The following is a 21,761-nucleotide window of genomic DNA, read 5'->3' on the forward strand; positions in this document are numbered from 1 at the left end:
GAAACGGAGCCGTCCAGCGTTCTCTTAGGGACGATCTGCCGCGCGGAGGGATTTTCCGAACTCCTTCCAGCAGAGCCGGGTGATGCTGAAGCCCAACGCCGCTGCCGGGTCGTCGCCGGCGTCCAGCGGCGCGGGCGGAGTGAAATCGGTCGCGGCGGCCAGCTGCGATGCCACCAGCTTGTAGGCGGCGGCGAGCAGCTCGCGGCGGGTTCGTTCGGGGTCGGTGGCCAAGGGCAGCTCGATGAGGCCGGTCGAGGTAGCGCTCGGGCCGTCGTCGAGGATTTGCAAGGACAGCAGTGGCGGCGTGGCGGCCTTGGTTTCCAGCTTTTCGATCCGGCTGGTGAGGGTGAGCAGTCCCGACGACTTTTTGGTCAGGATGCCGGCGCATCCGGCAAGCAGCTCGTCGAGTCCCTCCGCAGGGGTGCCTTTCGACAGCGAAACTTCGAGGATCAGGGGGATGCCGGCCGCGGGATCGATGTTCCACGCCGCGACCAGGGGACGCAGGCGCTTGATGCCGGCGAGGGCGGCCGCCTGCTGGGATTCGTCGGCCTGACAGGAATCGAGCACCCGCTCCCAGGCCAGCAGGGCGCGCGGGTTCGCGCTCTGCTCTTCCAGGTGGACCGCCAGTTCGATCAGTGCCGCGGCGCCTTCCCCGGCGTGTTCGCGGTAGGCGTCGATTTCGGCCGGGGCATGAATGTCACCGGGATGGATGACCGGCGGGGCCTTGATCGGTGACTGAAAGGCCTTGGCTTGCTTGGCCTTGGATTCCGCGGAAAACAACGAGGCCTGCTTGGGCAGTTTCGCCGACGCCTGGTAGCGGACCAACTCCAACCGGAGGTCGCTCGGCGGCGTCATGAAGTCCATGTCCTTCGTGCCTTGCCACCAGGGCACGCCGATGGCGGCGGCGCCGAGCAGGAGGACGACAGGAATGGGGACGCGGCGGGCCATGGCGGGAGCATCCGTCATCGTATCGACGCCGCCAAGAGGCAAGTGGCGGGGGGCGGAACGAAAAAAACGCGCTTCCGGCGAATCCGGAAGCGCGTTTGGAAATCCTTTCGGAGAGCCGCTTACTTCTTGGGAGCGGCCTTGACGAGCATGGCCTTCTTGCCGACGCGCTGGCGCAAGTAGTGCAGCTTGGCACGGCGGACCTTGCCGCGGTTGATGACCTCGATCTTGGAGATGCGCGGGGTGTGCAGCGGGAACACGCGCTCGACGCCTTCGCCGTAGGAGATCTTCCGGACGGTGAAGGAAGCGTTCACGCTGGTGCCGCGGCGGGCGATCACGATGCCCTGGAAGATCTGGATGCGCTCCTTGCCACCTTCGACGACGCGGGTGTGAACCTTGATGGTGTCGCCCACGTTGAAGTCGGTGACATCGGTTTTCAGCTGCTCCTGCTCGATCTTTTCGATGATGGTCATGGCGGTCCTCCTTGCGTTAAAAAAGTGATTCCTGGCACCTGCGCGGCGCGAGGGGCGGGAGAACTAGGGGAATGGCCCGCCGAATGCAACCGCGAAGTTCGCGAAAATCGGCCGGATCCCCCGACTTTTCAAGATTTCCCGTAGACGGCCTCCGGATCGAAGGTTTTGCCTTCGCCGGTGAAGGCCAGCGCGGTGGGCTCACCGGCGGTGGTTCCGGCGACTTTCCGGTAAAAGCATTCGCCGCGTCCGGTGTGGCAGCAGCCGGCGCCCGCCTGCTCGACGTAGACGACGAGGGCGTCCTGATCGCAGTCGGTGCGGATCTCCACCACCCGCTGGACGTGGCCGGAGGTCTTGCCCTTGTGCCAGATTTCCTTGCGGCTGCGCGACCAGTAGACCGCCTCACCGAGCTCGATGGTCATCCGGAGCGACTCCGCGTTCATGTAGGCGAGCATCAGCGGCTCCTTGGTGGTGGCATCGATCGCCATCGCCGGGACCAGGCCGTCGGCGTCGAACTTCGGGGTGAAAACGAGGCCTTCCTCGAGCTGCTTCTTGTCGCCGGGCGGCGGGAACGCATTCATGGCCTGCCCTTTAATGGCCCCCGGCGGGCCGGGCAAGGCCGGCGTTGCCGCGATTTGCGATGGCCTCCGGCGCGATTTCCGGCCATAGCCGCGGCCGCATTTCCCGCCATGGAATCCCTCACCGTCATCAAGGCCGGCACCGGCGTCCTCACCCGTGCGAGCGACGGGACCCTCGACGGCGCCGCACTGGTCCGTCTGGTCACCGCCATCGCCGGGCTGGTTGAAAACGGCCACCGCTGCCTGCTGGTCAGCTCGGGAGCGGTCGGCGCGGGCGTCTCCGCCTTCGGCCTGGAGGGCTATCCCAGCGACCTCAGCACCAAGCAGGCCTGCGCCGCCGTCGGCCAGGCGCGGCTGATGCACACCTACGAGAACCTTTTCCGCAACTTCGACCTCGCTGTCGCCCAGGTGCTGCTGACCGGGGGCGACCTCCAGACGCCGGAGCGGCGGAACTACGTTTCGAACACCCTGCAGCGCCTGCTCGCCGAGCCGAAGATCGTCCCGATCATCAACGAGAACGATTCGGTTGCCGTCGAGGAACTCCGCGTCGGCGACAACGACATGCTATCGTCGCGGGTGGCCAGCCTGCTCGGCGCCCGCCGCCTGATCCTGCTGACCTCGGTGGACGGCTTGCTGTCGCCGGAGACCAGTGAGCTGGTGGAGGACGTGCCGGACGTGGATGCCGTGCTCGGCTTCGCCAAGGACGAACGCGGGCGTTTTTCCATCGGCGGCATGGCGTCGAAACTCCAGGCGGTGAAATACTCCGTCGATGCCGGCATCACCGTCCACATCGCCCACGGCCGCAAGCCCGAGCGCCTCGCCGGCATCCTGGCGGGGGAGAAGGGGCTTTCGACCCGCTTTGCCGCCCGGGAAGCCGGATGCGCCCCGACCGATTGAAGCTAGATTCCGCCCCATGACCGAAGCCGAAGTGTTCACCGCCGTCGAGGAACTCGCCCGCAATGCGCGCGCGGCGTCCTATCAGCTTGCCCAGCTTTCCACCGACACCAAGAACGCGATCCTGCGGTCGATGGCCGCCGGTCTGCGTGCCGCGACTCCGGAAATCCTCGCGGCCAACGCGCTCGACATCGAGGCGGGCGAGGCCAAGGGGCTGTCGAAGCCGATGCTCGACCGCCTCCGGCTCGACGAAAAGAAGGTCGATGCCATCGCCGGCGGAATCGAGCAGGTCGCGGCACTGCCGGACCCGGTCGGACAGGTGATGGAAAAGTGGACCCGCCCCAACGGGATCCACCTCGAGCAGGTGCGGGTGCCGATCGGCACCATCGGCATCATTTTCGAAAGCCGGCCGAACGTCACCAGCGACGCCGCCGTGCTGTGTTTCAAGACCGGCAACGCGACGATCCTGCGCGGCGGCTCGGAGGCCATCCACAGCAACCGGGCGATTGCCGCGGCCTTGCAGGCAGCCGGTGAGGCGGCCGGCCTGCCGGCGAACGCGATCCAGCTGGTGCCTTTCACCGACCGTTCCAGTGTCACCGCGCTGTGCCAGATGGACAAATGGCTCGACCTGATCATCCCGCGCGGTGGCAAGGGGCTGATCGAAACGGTCGTCTCGCAGGCCCGCATGCCGGTGATCAAGCACTACGACGGCATCTGCCACCTCTTCGTCGATGCCGCCGCCGATCCCGACATGGCGGTGAAATTGACCGTCAACTCGAAGACCCAGAAGCCCGGCGTGTGCAATGCGCTGGAGACCCTGCTGGTCCACGCGTCGGTTGCCGAGAGCCACCTTCCCGCGATCGCCGCCGGGCTGCGGGAAAAGGGGGTCGAGCTCCGTGGCTGTGAGCGCACCCGTGCGATCATCGATGCCGTGCCCGCCACCGAAGAGGATTGGGAGACGGAGTACCTCGACCTGATCCTGTCGGTGAAGGTCGTCGATTCGCTCGAGGACGCGATCGGCCACATCAATACCCACGGCTCGCATCACACCGAGTGCATTGTCACCGCGGACGACGCGGCGGCGAACGCCTTCCTGGCGGGCTGCGATTCGGCCTGTGTCTTCCACAATGTCTCGACCCGCTTCGCCGATGGCGAGGAGTTTGGCTTCGGGGCCGAGATCGGGATTTCCACCGACAAGCTCCACGCCCGCGGACCGATGGGCCTACGCGAGCTGACCAGCTACAAGTACCAGGTGCGCGGGGACGGCCAGGTGAAGCGGTGACCTGCGGCCGGGCCGGCTGCTTTCGCCTGCGCCGATCTTGCACGCGGGCGCCGTCCCGCTAGCGTCCGCCCGTGCCCCTGCCTCCGCCATCCCGCACCCAGCCGTCCGTGATCGTGGGGCTGTTCACGGTGTTCTTTTTGGTGGGGATGTCGCCCGGCTACTACACCCCTGCGTTGTCGAATATTCTCACCGCGAAGGGGCTCGGCAGCGAGTGGATCGAGCGGGCTTTCCTGGCGGGGCCGGTGGCTTCGTTGATCTCGCCGCTGATCATCGGGGCGCTGGCCGACAACCGCTTCTCGGGGCAGAAGGTCTTCGGCTGGATCGGCATCATCAGCGCGGTGCTGCTCGCGGCGGCGTTCCACAGCCTGGAAACCCCGAGGTCGCCCTGGTGGTTCATCGGCTTGCTGGCGGCCAGCTCGGTGGTGGCGGCACCGATGTGGAGCATGCTGACCGGCATCTCGATGACCCACCTGAAGTGGGGCGAGCAGGAATTCCCCGTGGTCCGGCTCGGCGGCACGCTCGGCTGGATGGCGGCCGGATTCCTGACCAGCTACGTCCTGCTCGCCGACCGTTCGCCGGTGGCGGGCTATGCCGGAGCGGTGACGCGATTGATCGGCGGCTTCACCGCGTTTTTCCTTCCCGACACCCCGCCGGTCGGCAAGTCGCGGTCGCTGCGGACCTTGCTCGGTCTCGATGCCTTCCGGCTGCTGCGCGAGCGGGATCACCTGGTGTTTTTCACCGTGACCATGCTGCTTAGCATCCCGCTGGCGGCCTTTTTCATGCACACGCCCCAGCACCTGGAGGCGCTGGGCAACCTCACCGCGGCGGCGACCATGACGATCGGCCAGATCAGCGAGATCGCGGCGATGCTGGTGATGGCGATGGTGATGACCCGCTTCCGGGTCAAGACGGTGCTGATGGTGGCGCTCGGGCTCTCGACGCTGCGTTACATCCTGTTCGCCTTGGCGGGGGTCAGCGGCCACAGCCAGTGGCTCATCGCCGGCATCGCGCTGCACGGGTTGTGCTACACGCTGTATTTCATCACCGGCCAGTTGTTCCTCGACCGGCGGGTCGATGCCAGCCTGCGGACCCAGGCGCAGGGGTTGTTGACGCTGGCCAGCAACGGCGTGGGCTCGCTGGCGGGCACGGTTTTGGCGCGGATGATCTTTGACGCCACCGTCCATGCCGGTCACGGCGGCTGGTCGGCTTATTGGTGGATCCAGGCCGGCTGCGTGGCGGTCTGCGTGCCGGTGCTGGCGGTGTTCTATCAGGGCGTGCCGGCGCCGCGTCGGGACGGGAGGTAAGGAACGAGACTCGCGCAGGCGACCGAAATGGCGGAGGCCAGGATCGAAAGGTGGCTCCAAGTGAGGATTCGATCGAAGCCGATGCAGTTGTCGAAGAGCTGGTGAGAGATGTCGTGAGCGTGGCCAACGCTAAAAAAGAAGCGGGAACACGCGGCCACCAAGGTGATGCCTCCGATCGCGAGCGGAATCCGGTGTTTGCCCGCCAGGACGATCATGATCATGACCCCGCATGCGACCGGGAAGAGCGTGGCCGCGAAGTCGGGGAATAACAGGCTGCGGAAAACCGGCATGACCGGCATGGCGAGGTTTTCGGCGACCCGGTGGATCCCCGTGAGCTGAATCGCGAGCGTCCACAGCGGAAGCACCATCAGGCAGAAAGTGCCGATACGCACGAACCGTGCAGTGATTCGGACAGCGGCTTGGACGCCGAGCCACAGGGTGGTGAGCCATTTTTTCCGCCGCTCCCGGATCGCGTCCCGGTAGGCGACCTCGCGGTCCTGGGCTCCGAGCCACCGGTAGTGCCAGCCGGGAAGAACGAAAACCGCGGCGTCGGTCTCCCAGAGGAGCAGGGTGCCGGGGGCGAGCGGCCCGCCGCCGGTCAGGAATTCAACGGGAGCTTCGAAGTGTCGCCGGGCGAGGTCGCGGCGGTGCAATGGCTCCAGGCGCTTGATGCCATCGTAGGGAAGATCGGCCCGCTTCAAGAATCCGAAGCTGCGGATCGCCAGTCCCCGCGGCTGCGGGCGGTAGACATAGGAAAGCGGGTGGATGACGAAACGCAGCACGACATATCCCAGAAGGATGGCGATCGCGGTGGAGAGCCACACCACGGGATGTTCGAGGTACATCATCAACTGGGAGGATCCGGCAATGTCCGCGATCCTTCAAGTCGGCAATTTCACGGCAACTTCCACTCCGCCTTCTTCGCCGCGTATTCCGCCTGGGGCAGCAGCACATAGAGCGGCTGCTTGCCGGGATCGATCCAGGCGATCAGCTCGCGGAGCTTGTCTTCCTTCATGGTGGTGCAGCCGGCGGTCGGCTTCGAGCCACCGCCGCGCCAGATGTGGAAGAAGATCGCGCTGCCGGCGCCCGGGACGACCTGCGGCGGGGCATTGTGGGCGATGAACATCTTCAGCGAGTGCGGGTAGTCGTCCTGCTTCATCTGCTGCTTCTTTTCCCAGGCGGTCGCCGGTTCGTGGTCGAGGATGACGTGCTGGTTGTAACTGGGGGATTTCGGGTCTTCCACCCACAGGTCGCGGGTGGTGACCTGGCGGTAGAACTGCTTGCGGTGTTTTTGGATGTTGTCGTGGGCACCCCAGGCGCCGCCGATGCGGAACACGCCGGCCGGGGCCCGCCAGTCGCCCTCGCGCTTGGTCTTCGCGCCGGCTGGAACCGGGTGCAGCCCGGCACCCCAAACCAGGCCGCTGCGACCGAGCCGGCCCTGCCACGGTCCGCTGGTTTTCACCCACTGGCCGCCGCGCTTTTCGTAGGCGTTGAGGGTGACGGTCGAGCTGTCCCAGTCCTTGGCGACGCCGACGACGCACTGGGATGACTTTGCGGGGAGTTCGAAGGCCGCGAGCGGGAGCGCCAGCGAGACGAGGATAGCGAGGGTGCGCAGCATCCGGTGAAGATGGCGCGATCGGGTGAATGCGCAACGTCTCAGATGGCGTCAGCGCACCTGTTCCAGCACCCGGAAGGCTTCACCGGCACCGGCGGCATCCTGCAGCCTGGCGTCGGCCGGGGTCGCGTGGGACCGCATGAATTCCCGCTGGCTGACCAATCGGGCCGTCGTCACCGGCGGCGCCACCCAGCGCTGGAGGTCGGTGAAGTTCACGTCGGCGGTCAGGTCCTGCCGGCCGGGACGCTCGAACACTTCGGGGCCTTCCAGCCGTTGCTGCATGAAATACGCGCGGAGGCTGCCGCGGGGGCGCCGGTGGTAGAGGGCGGCGGCTTCGGCCCCGTAGTCGATCGTCAGCATCCGCCCGGCCTGCCAGAGCGGCAGCCATTGGTGAAGGTAGTCGCGATAGGACTCCGCCACCTCGACGATTTGCCCGGGCGGGTGGGGAATCTCGAACACCGATGAGTCCGGCAAAGCCTCGCAGCACCGCCACGATCCGGCCGGTCCGACGAAAAGCTCGCTCCAGCCGTCGTCGTCGCGACGGAAGCAGCGGACCGGGAAGGCGTCGGCGAATTCGTTCGAGTAGAGGCAGGCCCGGCCGCCGCAGGCGTCCAGCGCGGCCGCGACCGAGTCGTGCCAGCGGACCTTGGTGCCGAGCAAGTCAGCCTGCTTCTCGCGCAGCGGTGCGGACCGCTCGACGAGGTGCAGCCGCGGCCGCCGCCACCAGGGCAGGTGCTTCAGGACCGTGGCGGCCAGCAGCCCCTCGCCGGGGCCGAGCTCGATCAGGTCCCGGCAGGCGCTTTCCTTCGAGGCGCCGGTCGCCCAGTCGGCGATCGCCCGTCCGAGCGCCGGGGTGAGCATGGGGGTGGTGGTGAAGTCCCCGCCCTTGCCCACGCCACGGATACGGCGGGCGTAGTAGCCTTGCCCGGGGTCGTGCAGTGCCAGCTCCATGAACCGGTCGAAGCGGAGTTCATCGTGCAGGTTCCAGGGCCAGTTTGCGGAAATCATCGGTCGGCGACTTGACGGGGTGCGATCTGTCTTCCATCTCTTCAGAGGGTGAAGGGACTTTGGACGGCGGCGATCATCGGGATCATGTTGGCATCTTGCGAGCGCAAGGAGGAATCCTTGACCGTGGATCCTTCGGATCACCCGGCCGGACCGGAGGACCCCGGCACGGTGAGCCCGTCCGGGGAGGATGAAACCAAACCTCCGGAGGAGGAAGAGGAGGAACCGGTGCTGGTGGAGCGCAAGGCGCCGGTCGCCGAACCGGTCCCGGGGCAGCCGGGATTCGTGAAGAGTCCGTACAACGGGAAAATCGTCGATGTGAAAGGGATCCCTCCCGGCACCCTCGTGGCCGACCCGACCTATCCCGCGGAGGAGAAGAAGCATTTCCGCGTCCCCGAGATGCCGGCGGAACCGGTGGAGCCGATCGAACCGCCGAAATTGCTCGATCCCACGATCTTGATCAATCCGGGCGGCAAGAAGGAGAAGCCCGAGCCGCCACCGGAGCCCGAGCCCGAGCCGGCGGCCCCGGAAGAGTAGACAGGCCGCATGCTTGACCGGAGATGATGCGTTGGCTCATCTCCAGGAAGCATGAAAAGCTTCAACATCGTCGCGGCCATGGCCTTGGCCTCCCTGTCCTGCCAGCGCAAGGACGAGACCGGTCCGGAGAAGGAGCTCCCGTCGGCTTCCATGCCCGCCGCCGCGGCGGATTCGATGGCAGCAAGCGCCCCCGATGAGAAGAAGCCGGATGAGCGGGCGACCAAAGCCGCGAACCGGCCGCCGAACCCGGAGAAGAAGATCTGGGTGGCGGAGCCCGTTGCCGATCGGCCCGGCTACGTGAAGAGCCCGTTCAGCGGCAAGATCATCGACGTGAGTGGGATTCCCGCGGGAAGGATGGTCGCCGATCCCATGTATCCGCCGTCGGAAAAGAAATACTTCCGGATTCCGGAGATGCCGGAACCGGACGAACAGGATCTGGTGGAAGACAGCCCGGAAGAAGAGCTGAAGAAGCAGAACGCGCCGGTCGGCCGTGTCCTTCCGGGCAAGTCGAACTTCATCTTCAATCCCCACAACAACCAGATTCTCGACGTTGGCGGGATCGCTCCGGGAACGTTGCTCCTGGATCCGACCTCCCCGCCGGGCGAGACCCGCTACATCAGAATCCCCGGCGGCTCGCCTCCCGAAATGGACGGGAACGAATAGTCGGGACATCCATCAAGCTGCATGACGAGCGGGCGGAAAGCCCCGTGCCCCGGAAAACCGGGCAGCCGGATCAACGGTCGGGTCGCAGGATGGTCAGGCCGCAATTCGGACAGTGATGTCCGCCGAGCTGCGGGGTTCGGAGCGTGAGACTGAAGCTCTTGGAGAGCAATGGTTTCCCTTGGGAAATAAAGCGACTGAGGCGGGACCGGTTGAGGTTCGACCAATAGAGCGTGCCGCTCGCGGTCCCCGTTTCCATCGGCTTTCCGCAGTCGGGACAATTCTCCGCCTCGATGTTCCGCGACGGATCGCTCGACGGCGGTTGATAGGGGCTCGGGTTCATCGCCCCGCCATCAGCTCGATGGTGATCCCCTTCAAATACTCGGTCTCCGGGATCGCGGGAAGAACCGGGTGATCGAGCCGCTGGCCGTGGTTCATCACCAGCCGCAGCGATTTCTTCGCGTCCACCGAGGCATCGACGAGGTTCGCCTGGAACAACTCGCGGCTGGCGTGGTGGGAGCAGCAGAAGGTCGAAAGGATGCCGCCCTTGTCCAGGAGCTTGAGCGAGCGGAGATGGATCTCCTTGTAGCCGCGCATCGCCCCCATGAGCGTCTTCTTGTTCCGCGTGAAGCTCGGCGGGTCGAGGATGATCAGGTCATACTCCGGGGCGGCGTGCTTGAGGAAGTCGAAGACGTTGTGGGCCCGGACGTCGATCTCCACGCCGTTGAGCTCGGCGTTGCGTCGGGCGGCGGCGCAGGCGGTCTCGGAAATGTCGACGGCGGTGACCTTCGCCGCACCGGCCTTGGCGCAGGCCAGCGCGAAGCCGCCCTGGTTGGTGAAGCAGTCGAGCACCCGCTTGCCCGCCGCCAGCCGGGCGACCTCGGCGTGGGTCTGGAGCTGGTCGAGGTAGAGGCCGGTTTTCTGGCCGTCGAAGAGGTCGATCTCGAACTTCAGTCCGTTCGCCTCCACCACGCAGGCCCCGGGGTTGACGCCGTGGAGCATGGAGATTTCCTCCTCAATGCCCTCGGCTTTCAGGATCGGCGAATCGTTGCGGAGGATGATCGACTGCGGGTCGATGAGTTCTTTCAAGGCCGCCACGATGAGATCGACGCGCTGGCGCATCGCGAGGGTCAGCGTTTGCATGACCACGTGGTCGCCGTAGCGGTCGATGATCAGGCCGGGCATGCCGTCGGACTCGCTCCACACCAGCCGGGCGAGGGTGGCGTCGATGCCGATCCGCTGGCGCAGTTCGATCGCCTGGCCGATGCGGCGGACGAAAAAATCGGCGTCCAGGTCCTGCTTCCGGCGCGAGAAGCGGCGGGCGACAATCTGCGACTGCGGGTTGTAGATCGCCGTGCCGAGCGAGCGGTCGTGGAAATCCTTGAGGGTGATCACGTCGCCCGGCTTGGGGTCGCCGAAGGTTTTTTTGACCTCCGTGGCGTAGACCCATTCGTGGCCGTGGAAGATGCGGGCGCGGGGTGCGATGATGAGACCAGCCATAAGCGGGAACAGCCATGTGCCGGTCCGCCCCCCGGAAGCAAGCCCGGATCCGGCTCAGAGGCCGAAGTGCGACGCGACCAGCCGCGCGGCCTGGGTGAAATCCGGCGATTCCTGCGGCGGGAAGGGGGCATTCAGGGTGAGCAGCGGCACCTGTTCGCGGGTGTGGTCGGTGCCGTGGTGGTAGGGGTCATTGCCATGGTCGGCGGTGATCAGCAGGAAATCGCCGCCTACCGCCGGCAGGAAACCACCCAGCCAGGCGTCGAACTCGCGCAGGCAATTCGCATAGCCTTGCGGGTCGCGGCGGTGGCCGTAGAGCGAGTCGAAGTCGACCAGATTGACGAAGATCAGGTGTGGACGGGGCTGGGCTTCCGACCACAGCCGCCCGATGGTCGCCATGCCGTCCGCGTTGGAGGTGGTCGGGTGCGACTCCGAGATCCCGGAACCCGCGAAAATGTCGGCGATCTTCCCGACCCCGATCGTGTCGACCCCGGCCGCCTGCAGGCGGTTGAGCACGGTCTCCGGTGGCATCAGCGAATAGTCGTGGCGGTTCGGCGTGCGCTTGAAGGTGCCGGCGCTTTCCCCGGTGAAGGGCCTCGCGATGACCCGGCCGATGCGGATGCCGTGCCGGTCGAGCACCTCCCGTGCATGCCGGCAAAGGTCCTGGAGTTTTTCCAAGCCGTAGTGCTCCTCATGGGCGGCGATCTGCAGTACCGAGTCGGCGCTGGTGTAGACGATGGGGGCACCGGTCTTGAGATGTTCCTCGCCGAGCTCCTTGAGGATCTCGGTCCCCGATGCCGCGAAATTGCCGAGGAAAGGGCCGCCGATCTCGTCGAGGAGATCCCCGGGGAATGCCTCGAAGGTGTCGAAGGGTTGCTCGAGCACGCAGCCCGCGATCTCCCAATGGCCGGTTGTCGTGTCCTTGCCGGCCGACGCTTCGCTCATGCGCGCCGCCGCGCTGCCGTCGAGGGTTTCGACCTCCGGCAGGCCGAGGACCTTGCCGAACCCGAGGCGGCGGAGGTTCGGGAGTTTCAGGCCCGCCCGTGCGATCAGGTGCCCGAGCGTGTCCGCGCCCTCGTCGCCATAGGCCGCCGCGTCGTGCGCGCCACCGCATCCCACCGAGTCCAAGACGATCACCAGCGCACGTTTCACGTGGTGAATCTCCCACATCAGCGCGGCAATCCCAGCCCGATTTGCCGGCCGGGGCATCCGCGCCGATGGCAGCCGATGACGAACGAATCGCAAGCAGGGCGTGGAAATCCGCCGGACCTGATTCTAGAGTGGCTCACAATCCAAGAAATCCATGGGACTAGACAAGTTGACCAACAAACTCCAGGAGGCACTCCAGGCCGCCCAGCGGCTCGCCTCGAAGTCGGCACATCCGGAATTGAAGGGTTATCATCTGCTGCTGGCGCTGCTCCAACAGGAGGGCGGGATCGCCACGCCGATCCTCCAGAAGGCCGGAGTCGATGTCACCAAGCTGAAGGTGGCGGTTGCCGCGGCGCTCGACCGGGAACCCACCCAGCAGGGCGGGACCACCCAGCCGCAGATCAGCTACGGCCTGCGCGCCACCCTTGACGCCGCCGACGAGGTCCGCGAGGCGATGGGTGACGACTACCTGAGCGTCGAGCACGTCCTGGTCGGCGCCCTCAAGGCGGACGGGCCGGAAGGCAAGCTGCTCAAGGACGCCGGCCTCGACGAGAAGAAGGCCCGCAAGGCCATCGAGGGCGTCCGCGGACCGCAGAAGGTCACCGACCAGGACCCGGAAGGGAAATACCAGACGCTGGAGAAGTACGGCACCGACCTCACCGCCCGGGCCCGCGAGGGCAAGATCGACCCGGTCATCGGCCGCGACCACGAGATCCGGCGGGTGATGCAGGTGCTGTCCCGACGGACCAAGAACAACCCGGTGCTGATCGGCGAACCCGGGGTCGGCAAGACCGCCATCGTCGAGGGTCTCGCCCGCCGCATCGTTTCCGGCGACGTGCCGGACTCGATGAAGGACAAGCGGATCATCGTCATGGACATCGGCGGCATGCTCGCCGGCGCCAAGTTCCGCGGGGAGTTCGAGGAGCGGCTCAAGGCTTTCCTCAAGGAGGTCGCCGAATCGGCCGGCGAGATCATCCTCTTCATCGACGAACTCCACACCATCGTCGGAGCGGGGAAGACCGAGGGCAGCCCGGACGCCGGCAACCTGCTCAAGCCCCAGCTCGCCCGTGGCGAACTGCGCACCATCGGCGCGACCACCCTCGATGAGTACCGCAAGTACATTGAAAAGGATGCCGCCCTCGAACGCCGCTTCCAGCCGGTGATGGTCGGCGAGCCGTCGGTCGAAGACACCATCGCCATCCTCCGCGGGCTCAAGGAGCGTTACGAGGTCCACCACGGCGTGCGCATCCAGGACGGTGCGCTGGTTTCCGCGGCGATGCTTTCCGACCGCTACATCTCCGACCGCTTCCTGCCGGACAAGGCCGTCGACCTCGTCGACGAGGCCGCCTCGCGGCTGAAGATCGAGCTCGATTCCATGCCGACCGAGATCGACCAGATCGAGCGCGAGATCATGCAGCTGGAGATGGAGAAGAAGGCGCTCGAGAAGGAGAAGGACAAGGCCAGCGAAGCCCGCCTGGAGAAGGTGAAGGAAGAGCAGGCGAACCTCCGCGAACAGTCGGCCGGACTGATGGCCCAGTGGCGCAACGAGAAGGGCGTCATCGACCAGGTGCGCGCCGCCCAGGAGAAGATCGAGACCCTCAAGAACGACGCCCAGCAGGCCCAGCGGATCGGCGACCTGACCCGTGCCTCGGAGATCACCTACGGGAGCATTCCGGAAGCCCACCGGGCGCTGGATGATGCGAACGCCCGGCTGGTCGAGCTGCAGAAGAGCGGCGCAATCCTGAAGGAGGAAGTCACCGAGGAGGACATCGCCCGGGTGGTCGCCTCGTGGACCGGCATCCCCGTCTCGCGCTTGCAGGAGGGGGAGAAGGAGAAGCTGGTGCACATGGAAGAGCGCCTCAGCGAGCGGGTGATCGGCCAGAAGACGGCGATCAAGGCGGTTTCCAATGCCGTGCGCCGTGCCCGCGCCGGCCTGCAGGACGAGAACCGCCCGATCGGCTCCTTCCTGTTCCTCGGGCCCACCGGGGTCGGCAAGACGGAGCTGTCGAAGGCACTCGCCGAGTTCCTTTTCGACGACGAGGGCGCGATGGTCCGCATCGACATGTCGGAATACATGGAGAAGCACAGCGTGGCCCGCTTGATCGGGGCGCCTCCGGGATACGTGGGCTACGAGGAGGGCGGCCAGCTTTCCGAACACGTGCGGCGCAAGCCCTACTCGGTGGTGCTGTTCGACGAGATCGAGAAGGCCCACCCGGATGTCTTCAACGTGCTGTTGCAGGTGCTCGACGACGGCCGCATCACCGACGGCCAGGGCCGAACGGTGGATTTCCGGAACACCGTGCTGATCATGACTTCGAACATCGGCAGCCGCTTCATCCTCGAGGATGAGAATGCCGAGCAGCGCGAAGCCAAGGTCACCGCCGCCCTGCGCGAGCACTTCCGGCCCGAGTTTCTCAACCGCATCGACGAGACGATCATCTTCGACCGCCTGCGGCGCGAGGAACTGACGACGATCGTCGACATCCAGCTCGACCGCGTCCGCAAGCGCCTCGCCAAGCAGGGGCTGGCGCTCGCGCTGACCGAGGCGGCGAAGGAATACCTCGGCAACCAGGGCTACGATCCGGTCTACGGTGCGCGGCCGCTCAAGCGGGCGATCCAGCACCACCTGCTCGACCCGCTGTCGCTCGACCTGCTCGACGGCAAGTTCGTCGACGGCGACGTCATCACCGGCGACGTCAAGGACGGGGTGATGGTCTTCAGCAAGGACGCTTGAGCGGATCAGCGCTGGATGACCCGCAGACGGTAGAAACGGCGGCCGGCTTCCGCGGCTTCGGTGACGACCAGGCGGTCGCCGTCGAACGCCGCGGGGAAGTCGTGCCGCGAATCGAACAGCACGTCGGCATTTGCCCAGTCGTCGAGGTCGCCGGTGGCCTCGACGAGGCAGGCGATGTCGTCGCGGCCGGGATCGAAGGGAAAGCTGAAGACACTCGTGCCACCGCTGCGAAGCAAGCGCGGCATCCGGTCACCGGGCGGATCCCCGATGGCGATGCCCAGCGCATAGCGCAGCAGGTTCGGGATGCCGTCACCGAAAGGCGTCGCTTCGGGACCTCCAATCGAGGGATTGAGGCGGTCGTTCACATCCGGGAAGGCTTCAATCTGCCAGCGCACGAACGATGCGGGGGGCGCGGCGAGCCGGACTTCGACGATGCGGCCTTGGATCGGTCCCCCGCCAAAGTCGGCGATCCCGGGGACGGTCACGACCTGGGCCGCGGGCACCAGCGACCAGCCCGTGCCATCCGGCTGATAGACCTCGCACGCGGCGGCACGCACCGCGCTCGCGAGGTCGACCGCGAAGGGCGCGAACAGGACGCCGCGGAAGAGGACGCCCGGATTCGGAAGGTAGATGCGACAGGCCTGCGGGGGAGAGGCGATGGCATCGACGTGCAGCAGGCCGTTGCCTGCGGAGGCGGGACTCAGGAAGTCCGGCGGACCGGCGAGGGCGAGGACGCTCTCGATCCGGGTGCCACCCAGCGACGGCGCCGAGCGGATCTTGCCGTCGAGCAGGACGGTGCCGCTGCCCGACAAGGTGCCGGTCATACCGTGGCCGGCGAGGATGCCCGAAGCTCCGAGCTGGACCGGTGAAGCGAGGGCGCCCGAGGTTTCGAGCGTCCCGTTCTCGACGATGACCGGTCCATCGAAGCTGGCATTGGCGGCGCTGAGGACAAGGGTTCCGCCGCCGGATTTGGTCAGCGGCCAGGGCGATGCCAGCAGCGGTGCCGACAGCTCGAGGCGATTGAGGGATCCGTCGACGTGGATGCTTGCGGCGGCGGTGAGTTCGACCGGCTGGGGCAGGATCGCGTGGTTGTCGCCGTTCCCCGGGTCGTAGCGGAGGGCTCCGAGTTTGCCGAAGCCGCTGTCATCGGGAATCTCGGCGCCTCGCCCCGTGCCCGCGATCCGGATGGGTGTGGCGAAGGGGTAGCTTCGCGGCGTGCCCGGAGAACTTCCCGAAATCAGGCGCAGCTGGCCGCCGGATGCCACGGAGACGGAGGAGGCGAACTTCGGCGTCGCCGGTTCGGTGAGCTGGACGACGCCGCGGGTGATCTCGAATGCGCCGGTGAAGTTCTTGTCCTCGCCGGTGAAGGAGGCGACCCCGATGCCGGTCTTGCGGATGCCGCCGGGACCGCTCCAGGGGGCGCGCAGCCGCAGGGCGCCGTGGTCCGCGTTGCCGCCCGGGTGATTCACCTGGAGTTCGAGGTCGCCGGCGAGATCGGTGCCCGCGAGCACTTCGAATTCGACGTAGCCGCTGCCGTCGCCATCGACGCGGATGAGCGCGTTCTGGCCGGCGCCGTCGAAGGTCAAGGTGTTGCCGGTGAGCTGATCACGCACGCGGTTGCGGAACAGGTTGCCGGTTTCGTCGAAGCGGATGCTGCCGACGCTGACCGGGACGCGGAGGTTGATGTTGCGGTCGCCGGTGGCGGGGGCGTGGATCAGCGCTCGCTTGCCGGGACCGTTGGGGAACGGGGTGCTGCTCCAGCTGGTGTCGAGGGTCCAGTCGCCGCTGCCGGCGGGCAGGAACTCGGATTCCGGCAGCACGGTGTAGAAGTCGGCTTCGTTCAAGGCACTCCAAACGCCGCCGCTGAGAACCCGTGCCTTGAGCGTGACTTGGCCGGCGAGGGCGAGCGGCGCGGCGTAGGCCGTGGCCGCGGGCGAGACCGCGCCGCTGACTTCGACCCGCGGGTCGCTGCCGTCGATGGTGTAGTAGATTGTCGGGCTGGCGGCGGAGATTGCGATCAGCTGGCCGGCGGTCACTTCGCCGCCGTGCTGGCTGAAAACCGGCGCATCGACGGCAGGGTAAAGGTTGGCTGCCTTGAGCTGCGCCAGCACGGTGGCGGTGCGGACCGGCAGGTAGTCGTTGAGGATGCGGTCGCGCTCGGCCAGCCAGTGGGGATCGACCTCGTAGACCGGCGACGGCCCGTTGCGGTCGTAGATCTCGTTGCGGTAGCCACCCCAGCGGGCGTGCTCGGCGAACACCCCCGCTTCCACTTCCACCGCACGGGTCGCGTAGCGCTGGGCGGCGGCGGCAGGGGTCAGCGCACCACCGTTGAAGAAGTGGCGGTGCACACGGTCGGCGAACAACAGCCGGAACTCCGCGTTGTTGCGCAGCGCGGCGTAGAACTCGGCGGGGTTGTTGGAACCCGTCAGGTTGACGCGGTTGAGGGCCGGGTCCTCGAGGGTGCGCTCGGCATCCCAGGCGAGGAAGCGGAAGCCGGCGTCGTCCTCCCGCTTGCGGGTGGCGCTCCAGTTGTTGTCCGGCCAGTCGAGGTTGCCGCCGTAGATGTTGAGCAGCATGTAGTCGGCGAACTGTGGGACATCGAGGTACTCGCGGATCGCCGCATACTGCGCGGGACTCGAGAGCCCGGCCTGGGCGATGGCGCGCATGGTGTTCCAGGCGATGTTGTCACCGTCGCGGACGCCGCGGTGGGTCATCGCGTCGTAGTCACCGCGGTCGCCGCCGAGATAGCTGGCGGTGAAGGCCGCATCGGTCCGTTCCGACACGTTGTAGACCCCCCAGTAGCGGCCGTTGAGGTAGAGGTGGACGTGGTTTCCGTGGGAACCGAGCCCGCTCATCGCGATCTGGCTGTCGCGCATCCACTGGTCCCTGAGGCTGGTGCCGCGGGTGCGCTGGAGGGAATCCCAGTGCAGCCAGGAATTGTTGTAGTCGGCGCGCAGGACGAGCGAGTTGAAGTCGGCCATCGCGGTGCCCCCGTCCGCCAGCACCGGGACCCGCAGGCGGCTTTCGCCGTAGCTGCCTTTGAAGAGCAGGCGCATTGACTTCTTCGGCGTGCTGTCGAAGTTGCGGCTGGCACCCCCTTGGATGCGCAGGCCGGCATCGATCTGGACGTCGAGCGAGCCATCCGGGGCGATCCATTCGGCGGAGGCGAACTCCTCGAGGTCGCGGTTGAGCGGGTTGGCATAGAGGCCTGACGGGCCGAACATGTTATCGACGGGGATCGACAGGGCCAGGGTCGGGAAACTCGATAGCGCGGATTTCATCGCCGCCTCGTAGCCCGGCCGGGCGGCGATGGCCGGGCTGATGGCGTAGCTGGTCTGGGTGAATCCACCCCAGGTCGCGGGATAGCCGGCGGGGGCGGTGGTCTGGTCGACGATGTCGTCGAGGAAGAAGTAGGAGCGGGTGGCGATGGCGCGGACCGGCAGGGCGCCCGCCTTGAAGGCCGCGGCTCGCACCACGGTGGTGGCGCTTACCGGGATGGGGCCGCTGTAAGTGAAGCCGTTTGTTTCGGAGGGCTCGCTGCCGTCGAGCGTGTACTTCAGCGATGCCGCGGGATCGGGCGGGGTGATCGCGAGGGTGAAGGCGGCGGTCTTGAATCCGCGCGGCTCGGAGAGCAACGGCTTGCCGAGTGGCGGGCCGTAGGAGATCGCGGCATTCGGCTGTCCCGGGGTCGGGGCGGCGAAGTAGGCGAGGGCGCTGCCCGTTTCGGGGCTTCGCCCGTAGCTCGCGTCGAGGGGGATTGCCACGGCAGGCACCAGGTCTTCGGTCGTGCCATCCGGCCGGGTCAGGACGAGGTCCTCGCCGGCGGCATCGATGCTGAAGTTGGTGTGGAGCTGTGGTTCCACCGATCCGCCGGCCCCGGGCAGCGCGTAGCGGGTGCCGAGGTAGTTATCGAGGAAACCGCGTTCGGCGGCGGTGAGCTGGCGGTCGTAGAGCAGGACCTCTGCGATGTCGCCGTTGAAGTTGCGGCCGCTGGTCGAGCTGCCGACGGCCATGAACTGGTAGCTGGAAAGCGGCGTGTCGCCGGGGCTCTGGACGCGGGTGTCGACGAGCTGGCCATTCTTGAAGAACCGGGCGAGCGGCGTGTCGGCGGTACCGGCCAGCGAGGTGGAGAGGACCGACCACTCGTTGGTGGCGATGGCCGCGGCGGAGCGGATGCTGTCCATCGAGCCGACGCGGAAGCGGATCTCGCCGCCGGAGTTGACCTCGAAGTGGGCGTTGGTGGTGCTGACCGTGGGATGCCAGGCACCGAAGATGCCCGAAGTCACGCTGCCGCTCCATTTCGCGACCGCGAACAGCGAAAGGTCGTTGAGCGTGTCGAGGCCGTTGAACGAGGCGACGGGCAGGCGGAACTCCTGGCTCGAGGAGCGGGTGAACTGGAAGGCGGGCTTGCCGTTGATGCGGTTGAGCCGGAACACCGGGCGGGTGCCGGAGGAAGGAGCGGTGCCGTGATTGCCGTGGCCGCTGCGGTCGGTCCAGGTGAATGCCGCCTGGCCGTCGGCGTAGGATTCCTCCTCGGCGCGCAGCCACAGGACGAGGCCGGGGATGTCGTCGGGTGAATCGACCGTCCCGCCGGGGTCGGTGCCGGTCCGGTCCTTGCCGGAGGCCCACACCAGCAAGCGCTCGCCGGCGCCCAGCGTCACCGTGGGGAAGGTCCATTTGAAAGGACTGTCGCTGCGATCGGACAGGCCCCAGCCGGTGAGATCCACGGCCTGGCCGCCGCGATTGAGCAGCTCGATCCAGTCCGACGGGTCGCCGTCCTCGTCGAGGAGGGTCGAGTCGTTCGCGGACTGCAGTTCGTTGAGCGTCACCTCGCCGCGGAGGTGACCCGGGCAGGTGATCAGTGCCAGGAAGGCGAGGACCCGGCAGGCGGGTCGGAGGCGGGGTTTCATCGACGCTGGAAGCCTCGGGAGGGGGGATCAGGGGTAGGCACCCGGCCCTGGAATCGGGCCGGGTGCCGGGATATCTGCCGGTGGCGGCTTACTCGACGCGGGCGCGGATGAACTCGGCCGGGTCGCTTGCCACATTTCCGGGGGTGCGGAAGGTACGATAGACCCAGTCGCCGTTGGTCAGGCCGGGGAGTCCGGCTTGAATCGCCGCGGCGTCGGGGCCGGTGACTTCGTCGATGTCGAGCAACCAGCTGTCGAGGCCGTTGCCGCCCTCGACGGTGTAGGTCACGCCGTCGCCGGAAGCGGTGATCGCGTCGGCCCCGTTGAAGGTGCCCACCGCGGTGCGCACCGGGATGGTCAGGGTGAGGACCTGTTCGCCGCCGACGCTGGCGACCTTGACGACAATCTTCCCGCCGGTGGCTCCGGACAACGGATCCCCGTCGAGGCCGAACTCGCCGAGATTGTCGAACAGGTCAAAGTCCGGGTTGTCGGCCGGTCCGTCGTTCCCGGCGGTCAGGCCGGCGTCGGTGGCCCAGGAATCGTAGGCGGACCCGCTGCTGCTCACGCTGAGCAGGCCGTCGCCGGTGATGAGCGCGGATTCGAAGTCGGCGCCGAGGTCGACGATCGATCCCACCCGGCCCCACAGCCCGGCGGCTTGCGGGACGTCGTCGATGAAGAACTTGTCGATGACATCGGTCTGGCCGTGGAACAGGTCGACGGTGCCGTCGCCGGACAGGCGCAAGGCCGAGGAGTCGGCGAAGTACGGCAGCGACGGCGAGATGGTGCCGTCGGTGACGATGGTGTCCCCGGTGTAGGTGTTGTCGGCCCCGATGATGGTGAACGCGGGACCGGCGTGGGTGAAGGTGCCGGTGCCGGAGATCACGTTATTGATCGGGATCTCCGCGCTGACGTTGATCACCAGCGAGGCGTTGTTGACGACGTTACTGCTGCCGAGCGTGCCGGTGGTGCCGCCGTTGCCGACCTGGAGGACACCGCTGTTGATCGCGGTGATCTGGGTGTAGGTGTTGTCACCGCTGAGAATCAGCGTGCCGGGGCCGGCCTTGGTCAGGAAGGTGCCGTTGCCGCCGCCGTTGATGATGCCGCTGAACTCGGTGATCGCGTTGTTGACGGTGATGGTCTTGCTGCCGCCGCCGTAGGCCACGTCGCCGGTGAGCGTCAGGTTGCCGGTGCCCGGGCTGCCCCACACGGTACTATCGCTGTAGGAGATCGGGTTCGGGATGGTGCGCGGCGAGGCGTCGGAGGAGCGGATGGCGCCGGTGCGCAGGTCGATCAGGGCGGTGGGATCCCCGAAGACCGAGTTGTCGGAACCGATGGCCACCGTGCCGCCACCGAGGCGGGTGGTGCCGGTGTAGGTGCTGGCGCCGGTCAGCGTGACGGTATTCGCGCCGTCCTTGTTGACCGCCGCCGGGTTGAGGGCGTTGCCGGTGATGCCGCTGCCGGAGATCACGTTCGGGAAGGTGAAGTCGTCGGAGCGGTTGAAGCGGATCGCCGCGCTGGTGGAGCCGAGGACGACCTCGTTGCCATTGATGCTGCCGGTGGTGCCGCCGGTGCCGAGCTGGAGGGTGCCGGAGTTGATCGTGGTGGTGCCGGCGTAGCTGTTGGTGCCGGTCAGGATGGTGTTGCCGCCATTCAACACCAGATTCCCGGAGAAGGAGTTGTCGCCGGCCGATGCCAGGTTGCCGGTTTCCTGCTTCTCGAGGTTGCCGGTTCCGGTGATCGGGTTGGGAACGGTTAGGGTCGATCCACTCCCGACACTGATCTTGGAGTCACCTTCCACGGTGACGCTGGCATCGAGGGTGAAGTTGGCACCGGTGTTCCAGAGGGTGGAGTCGGTGAGGACGATCGGCTTGGTGATCGTGCCGCTGGTGTAGTTTTCCAAGCGCAGCGTCGAGCCGTTGTTGACGTTCACATTGCCGGTGCCGCTGATCACGGAGCGGGTGAATGCGAGCAATCCCTCTTCGACGTTGATCGTGCCGGGATTGGTCAAGTTGCCGTCAACGAAGGCGATGGTGTTGAAGCCCAGCTTGGTGAGCGTGTTGCCCGCGAGATCGAGCGATGCCTGCCCGGCGGTGATCGGGCGGATGTCCCAGCGGCCGGAGCCGCCGATGGTGGCGTCACCGGAGAGGGTCAACGAACGGAAGCCGTTGCTGTGGCCGCCGGCGG

The 21,761-nt window shown here is 66.8% G+C and carries 17 protein-coding genes; 6 read left to right on the plus strand and 11 right to left on the minus strand.

Annotated features, from left to right (window positions below; translation table 11 throughout):
- Positions 1 to 24: 24 nt before the first annotated feature.
- From IG178_RS20725 to hisI, 3 genes are all read right to left on the minus strand, one after another.
- A complete protein-coding gene (locus IG178_RS20725) occupies positions 25 to 948 on the minus strand; it encodes a hypothetical protein (protein ID WP_193214496.1) in 924 nt (307 codons plus the stop codon).
- A 119-nt stretch (positions 949 to 1,067) separates the two neighbouring features.
- Entirely contained in the window at positions 1,068 to 1,418 is a 351-nt protein-coding gene (rplS, locus tag IG178_RS20730; protein WP_193214497.1) for a 50S ribosomal protein L19, read from the minus strand.
- 128 nt (positions 1,419 to 1,546) lie between these two features.
- Positions 1,547 to 1,996: a phosphoribosyl-AMP cyclohydrolase gene (gene hisI / locus IG178_RS20735; RefSeq protein ID WP_193214498.1), complete on the minus strand. Its 450-nt coding sequence runs from the start codon at positions 1,994 to 1,996 to the stop codon at positions 1,547 to 1,549.
- Between the two features lie 108 nt (positions 1,997 to 2,104).
- On the opposite strand from hisI, the gene proB reads away from it, so the two are divergent.
- The 3 genes from proB (at position 2,105) to IG178_RS20750 (ending at position 5,473) form a co-directional block, all read left to right on the plus strand.
- Positions 2,105 to 2,890: a glutamate 5-kinase gene (gene proB, locus IG178_RS20740; RefSeq protein WP_193214499.1), complete on the plus strand. Its 786-nt coding sequence runs from the start codon at positions 2,105 to 2,107 to the stop codon at positions 2,888 to 2,890.
- A gap of 16 nt (positions 2,891 to 2,906) precedes the next feature.
- A complete protein-coding gene (locus tag IG178_RS20745) occupies positions 2,907 to 4,169 on the plus strand; it encodes a glutamate-5-semialdehyde dehydrogenase (protein WP_193214500.1) in 1,263 nt (420 codons plus the stop codon).
- Between the two features lie 71 nt (positions 4,170 to 4,240).
- Positions 4,241 to 5,473: an MFS transporter gene (locus IG178_RS20750; RefSeq protein WP_193214501.1), complete on the plus strand. Its 1,233-nt coding sequence runs from the start codon at positions 4,241 to 4,243 to the stop codon at positions 5,471 to 5,473.
- On the opposite strand, the gene IG178_RS20755 is transcribed toward IG178_RS20750, so the two are convergent.
- From IG178_RS20755 to IG178_RS20765, 3 genes are read right to left on the minus strand one after another with little or no spacing between them, the layout of a single operon-like run.
- The gene (locus IG178_RS20755) at positions 5,437 to 6,321 is read right to left on the minus strand and encodes a hypothetical protein (RefSeq protein ID WP_193214502.1); all 885 of its coding nucleotides are present in this window, start codon (positions 6,319 to 6,321) and stop codon (positions 5,437 to 5,439) included. The two genes, IG178_RS20750 and IG178_RS20755, sit on opposite strands and share 37 nt — an antisense overlap.
- Before the next feature lie 47 nt (positions 6,322 to 6,368).
- Positions 6,369 to 7,091 carry a L,D-transpeptidase family protein gene (locus tag IG178_RS20760; RefSeq protein WP_193214503.1) on the minus strand — a complete coding sequence of 241 codons (723 nt, stop codon included), beginning with the start codon at positions 7,089 to 7,091 and terminating at the stop codon, positions 6,369 to 6,371.
- A gap of 48 nt (positions 7,092 to 7,139) precedes the next feature.
- The gene (locus IG178_RS20765) at positions 7,140 to 8,096 is read right to left on the minus strand and encodes an SAM-dependent methyltransferase (protein WP_193214504.1); all 957 of its coding nucleotides are present in this window, start codon (positions 8,094 to 8,096) and stop codon (positions 7,140 to 7,142) included.
- An 84-nt stretch (positions 8,097 to 8,180) separates the two neighbouring features.
- On the opposite strand from IG178_RS20765, the gene IG178_RS20770 reads away from it, so the two are divergent.
- Together IG178_RS20770 and IG178_RS20775 are read left to right on the plus strand one after the other, a co-directional pair.
- The gene (locus IG178_RS20770) at positions 8,181 to 8,630 is read left to right on the plus strand and encodes a hypothetical protein (protein WP_193214505.1); all 450 of its coding nucleotides are present in this window, start codon (positions 8,181 to 8,183) and stop codon (positions 8,628 to 8,630) included.
- Positions 8,631 to 8,681: 51 nt separating this feature from the next.
- Positions 8,682 to 9,293 carry a hypothetical protein gene (locus IG178_RS20775; protein WP_193214506.1) on the plus strand — a complete coding sequence of 204 codons (612 nt, stop codon included), beginning with the start codon at positions 8,682 to 8,684 and terminating at the stop codon, positions 9,291 to 9,293.
- Between the two features lie 70 nt (positions 9,294 to 9,363).
- On the opposite strand, the gene IG178_RS26395 is transcribed toward IG178_RS20775, so the two are convergent.
- The 3 genes from IG178_RS26395 to IG178_RS20785 form a co-directional block, all read right to left on the minus strand.
- Positions 9,364 to 9,549 carry a hypothetical protein gene (locus IG178_RS26395; protein WP_425499870.1) on the minus strand — a complete coding sequence of 62 codons (186 nt, stop codon included), beginning with the start codon at positions 9,547 to 9,549 and terminating at the stop codon, positions 9,364 to 9,366.
- A gap of 80 nt (positions 9,550 to 9,629) precedes the next feature.
- On the minus strand, positions 9,630 to 10,790 hold the full coding sequence (locus IG178_RS20780) for a class I SAM-dependent rRNA methyltransferase (RefSeq protein ID WP_193214507.1): 1,161 nt from the start codon (positions 10,788 to 10,790) through the stop codon (positions 9,630 to 9,632).
- Between the two features lie 54 nt (positions 10,791 to 10,844).
- Positions 10,845 to 11,948 (minus strand): phosphopentomutase, encoded by a 1,104-nt coding sequence (locus IG178_RS20785; RefSeq protein WP_425499871.1) that lies wholly within the window; start codon positions 11,946 to 11,948, stop codon positions 10,845 to 10,847.
- A 142-nt stretch (positions 11,949 to 12,090) separates the two neighbouring features.
- Here IG178_RS20785 and clpB point away from each other — a divergent pair, with 142 nt between their 5' ends.
- Positions 12,091 to 14,670, plus strand: coding sequence for an ATP-dependent chaperone ClpB (gene clpB, locus IG178_RS20790; RefSeq protein ID WP_193214509.1), 2,580 nt, complete (start codon positions 12,091 to 12,093; stop codon positions 14,668 to 14,670).
- Between the two features lie 5 nt (positions 14,671 to 14,675).
- On the opposite strand, the gene IG178_RS20795 is transcribed toward clpB, so the two are convergent.
- Together IG178_RS20795 and IG178_RS20800 are read right to left on the minus strand one after the other, a co-directional pair.
- Positions 14,676 to 19,580 carry a chitobiase/beta-hexosaminidase C-terminal domain-containing protein gene (locus tag IG178_RS20795; RefSeq protein ID WP_193214510.1) on the minus strand — a complete coding sequence of 1,635 codons (4,905 nt, stop codon included), beginning with the start codon at positions 19,578 to 19,580 and terminating at the stop codon, positions 14,676 to 14,678.
- An 88-nt stretch (positions 19,581 to 19,668) separates the two neighbouring features.
- Positions 19,669 to 21,761, minus strand: a 2,093-nt coding sequence (locus IG178_RS20800) for an autotransporter-associated beta strand repeat-containing protein (protein WP_193214511.1), incomplete at its 5' end; no start/stop codon positions are given.

Source organism: Neoluteolibacter marinus, from assembly GCF_014904755.1.
Classification (GTDB): domain Bacteria; phylum Verrucomicrobiota; class Verrucomicrobiia; order Verrucomicrobiales; family Akkermansiaceae; genus Haloferula; species Haloferula marina.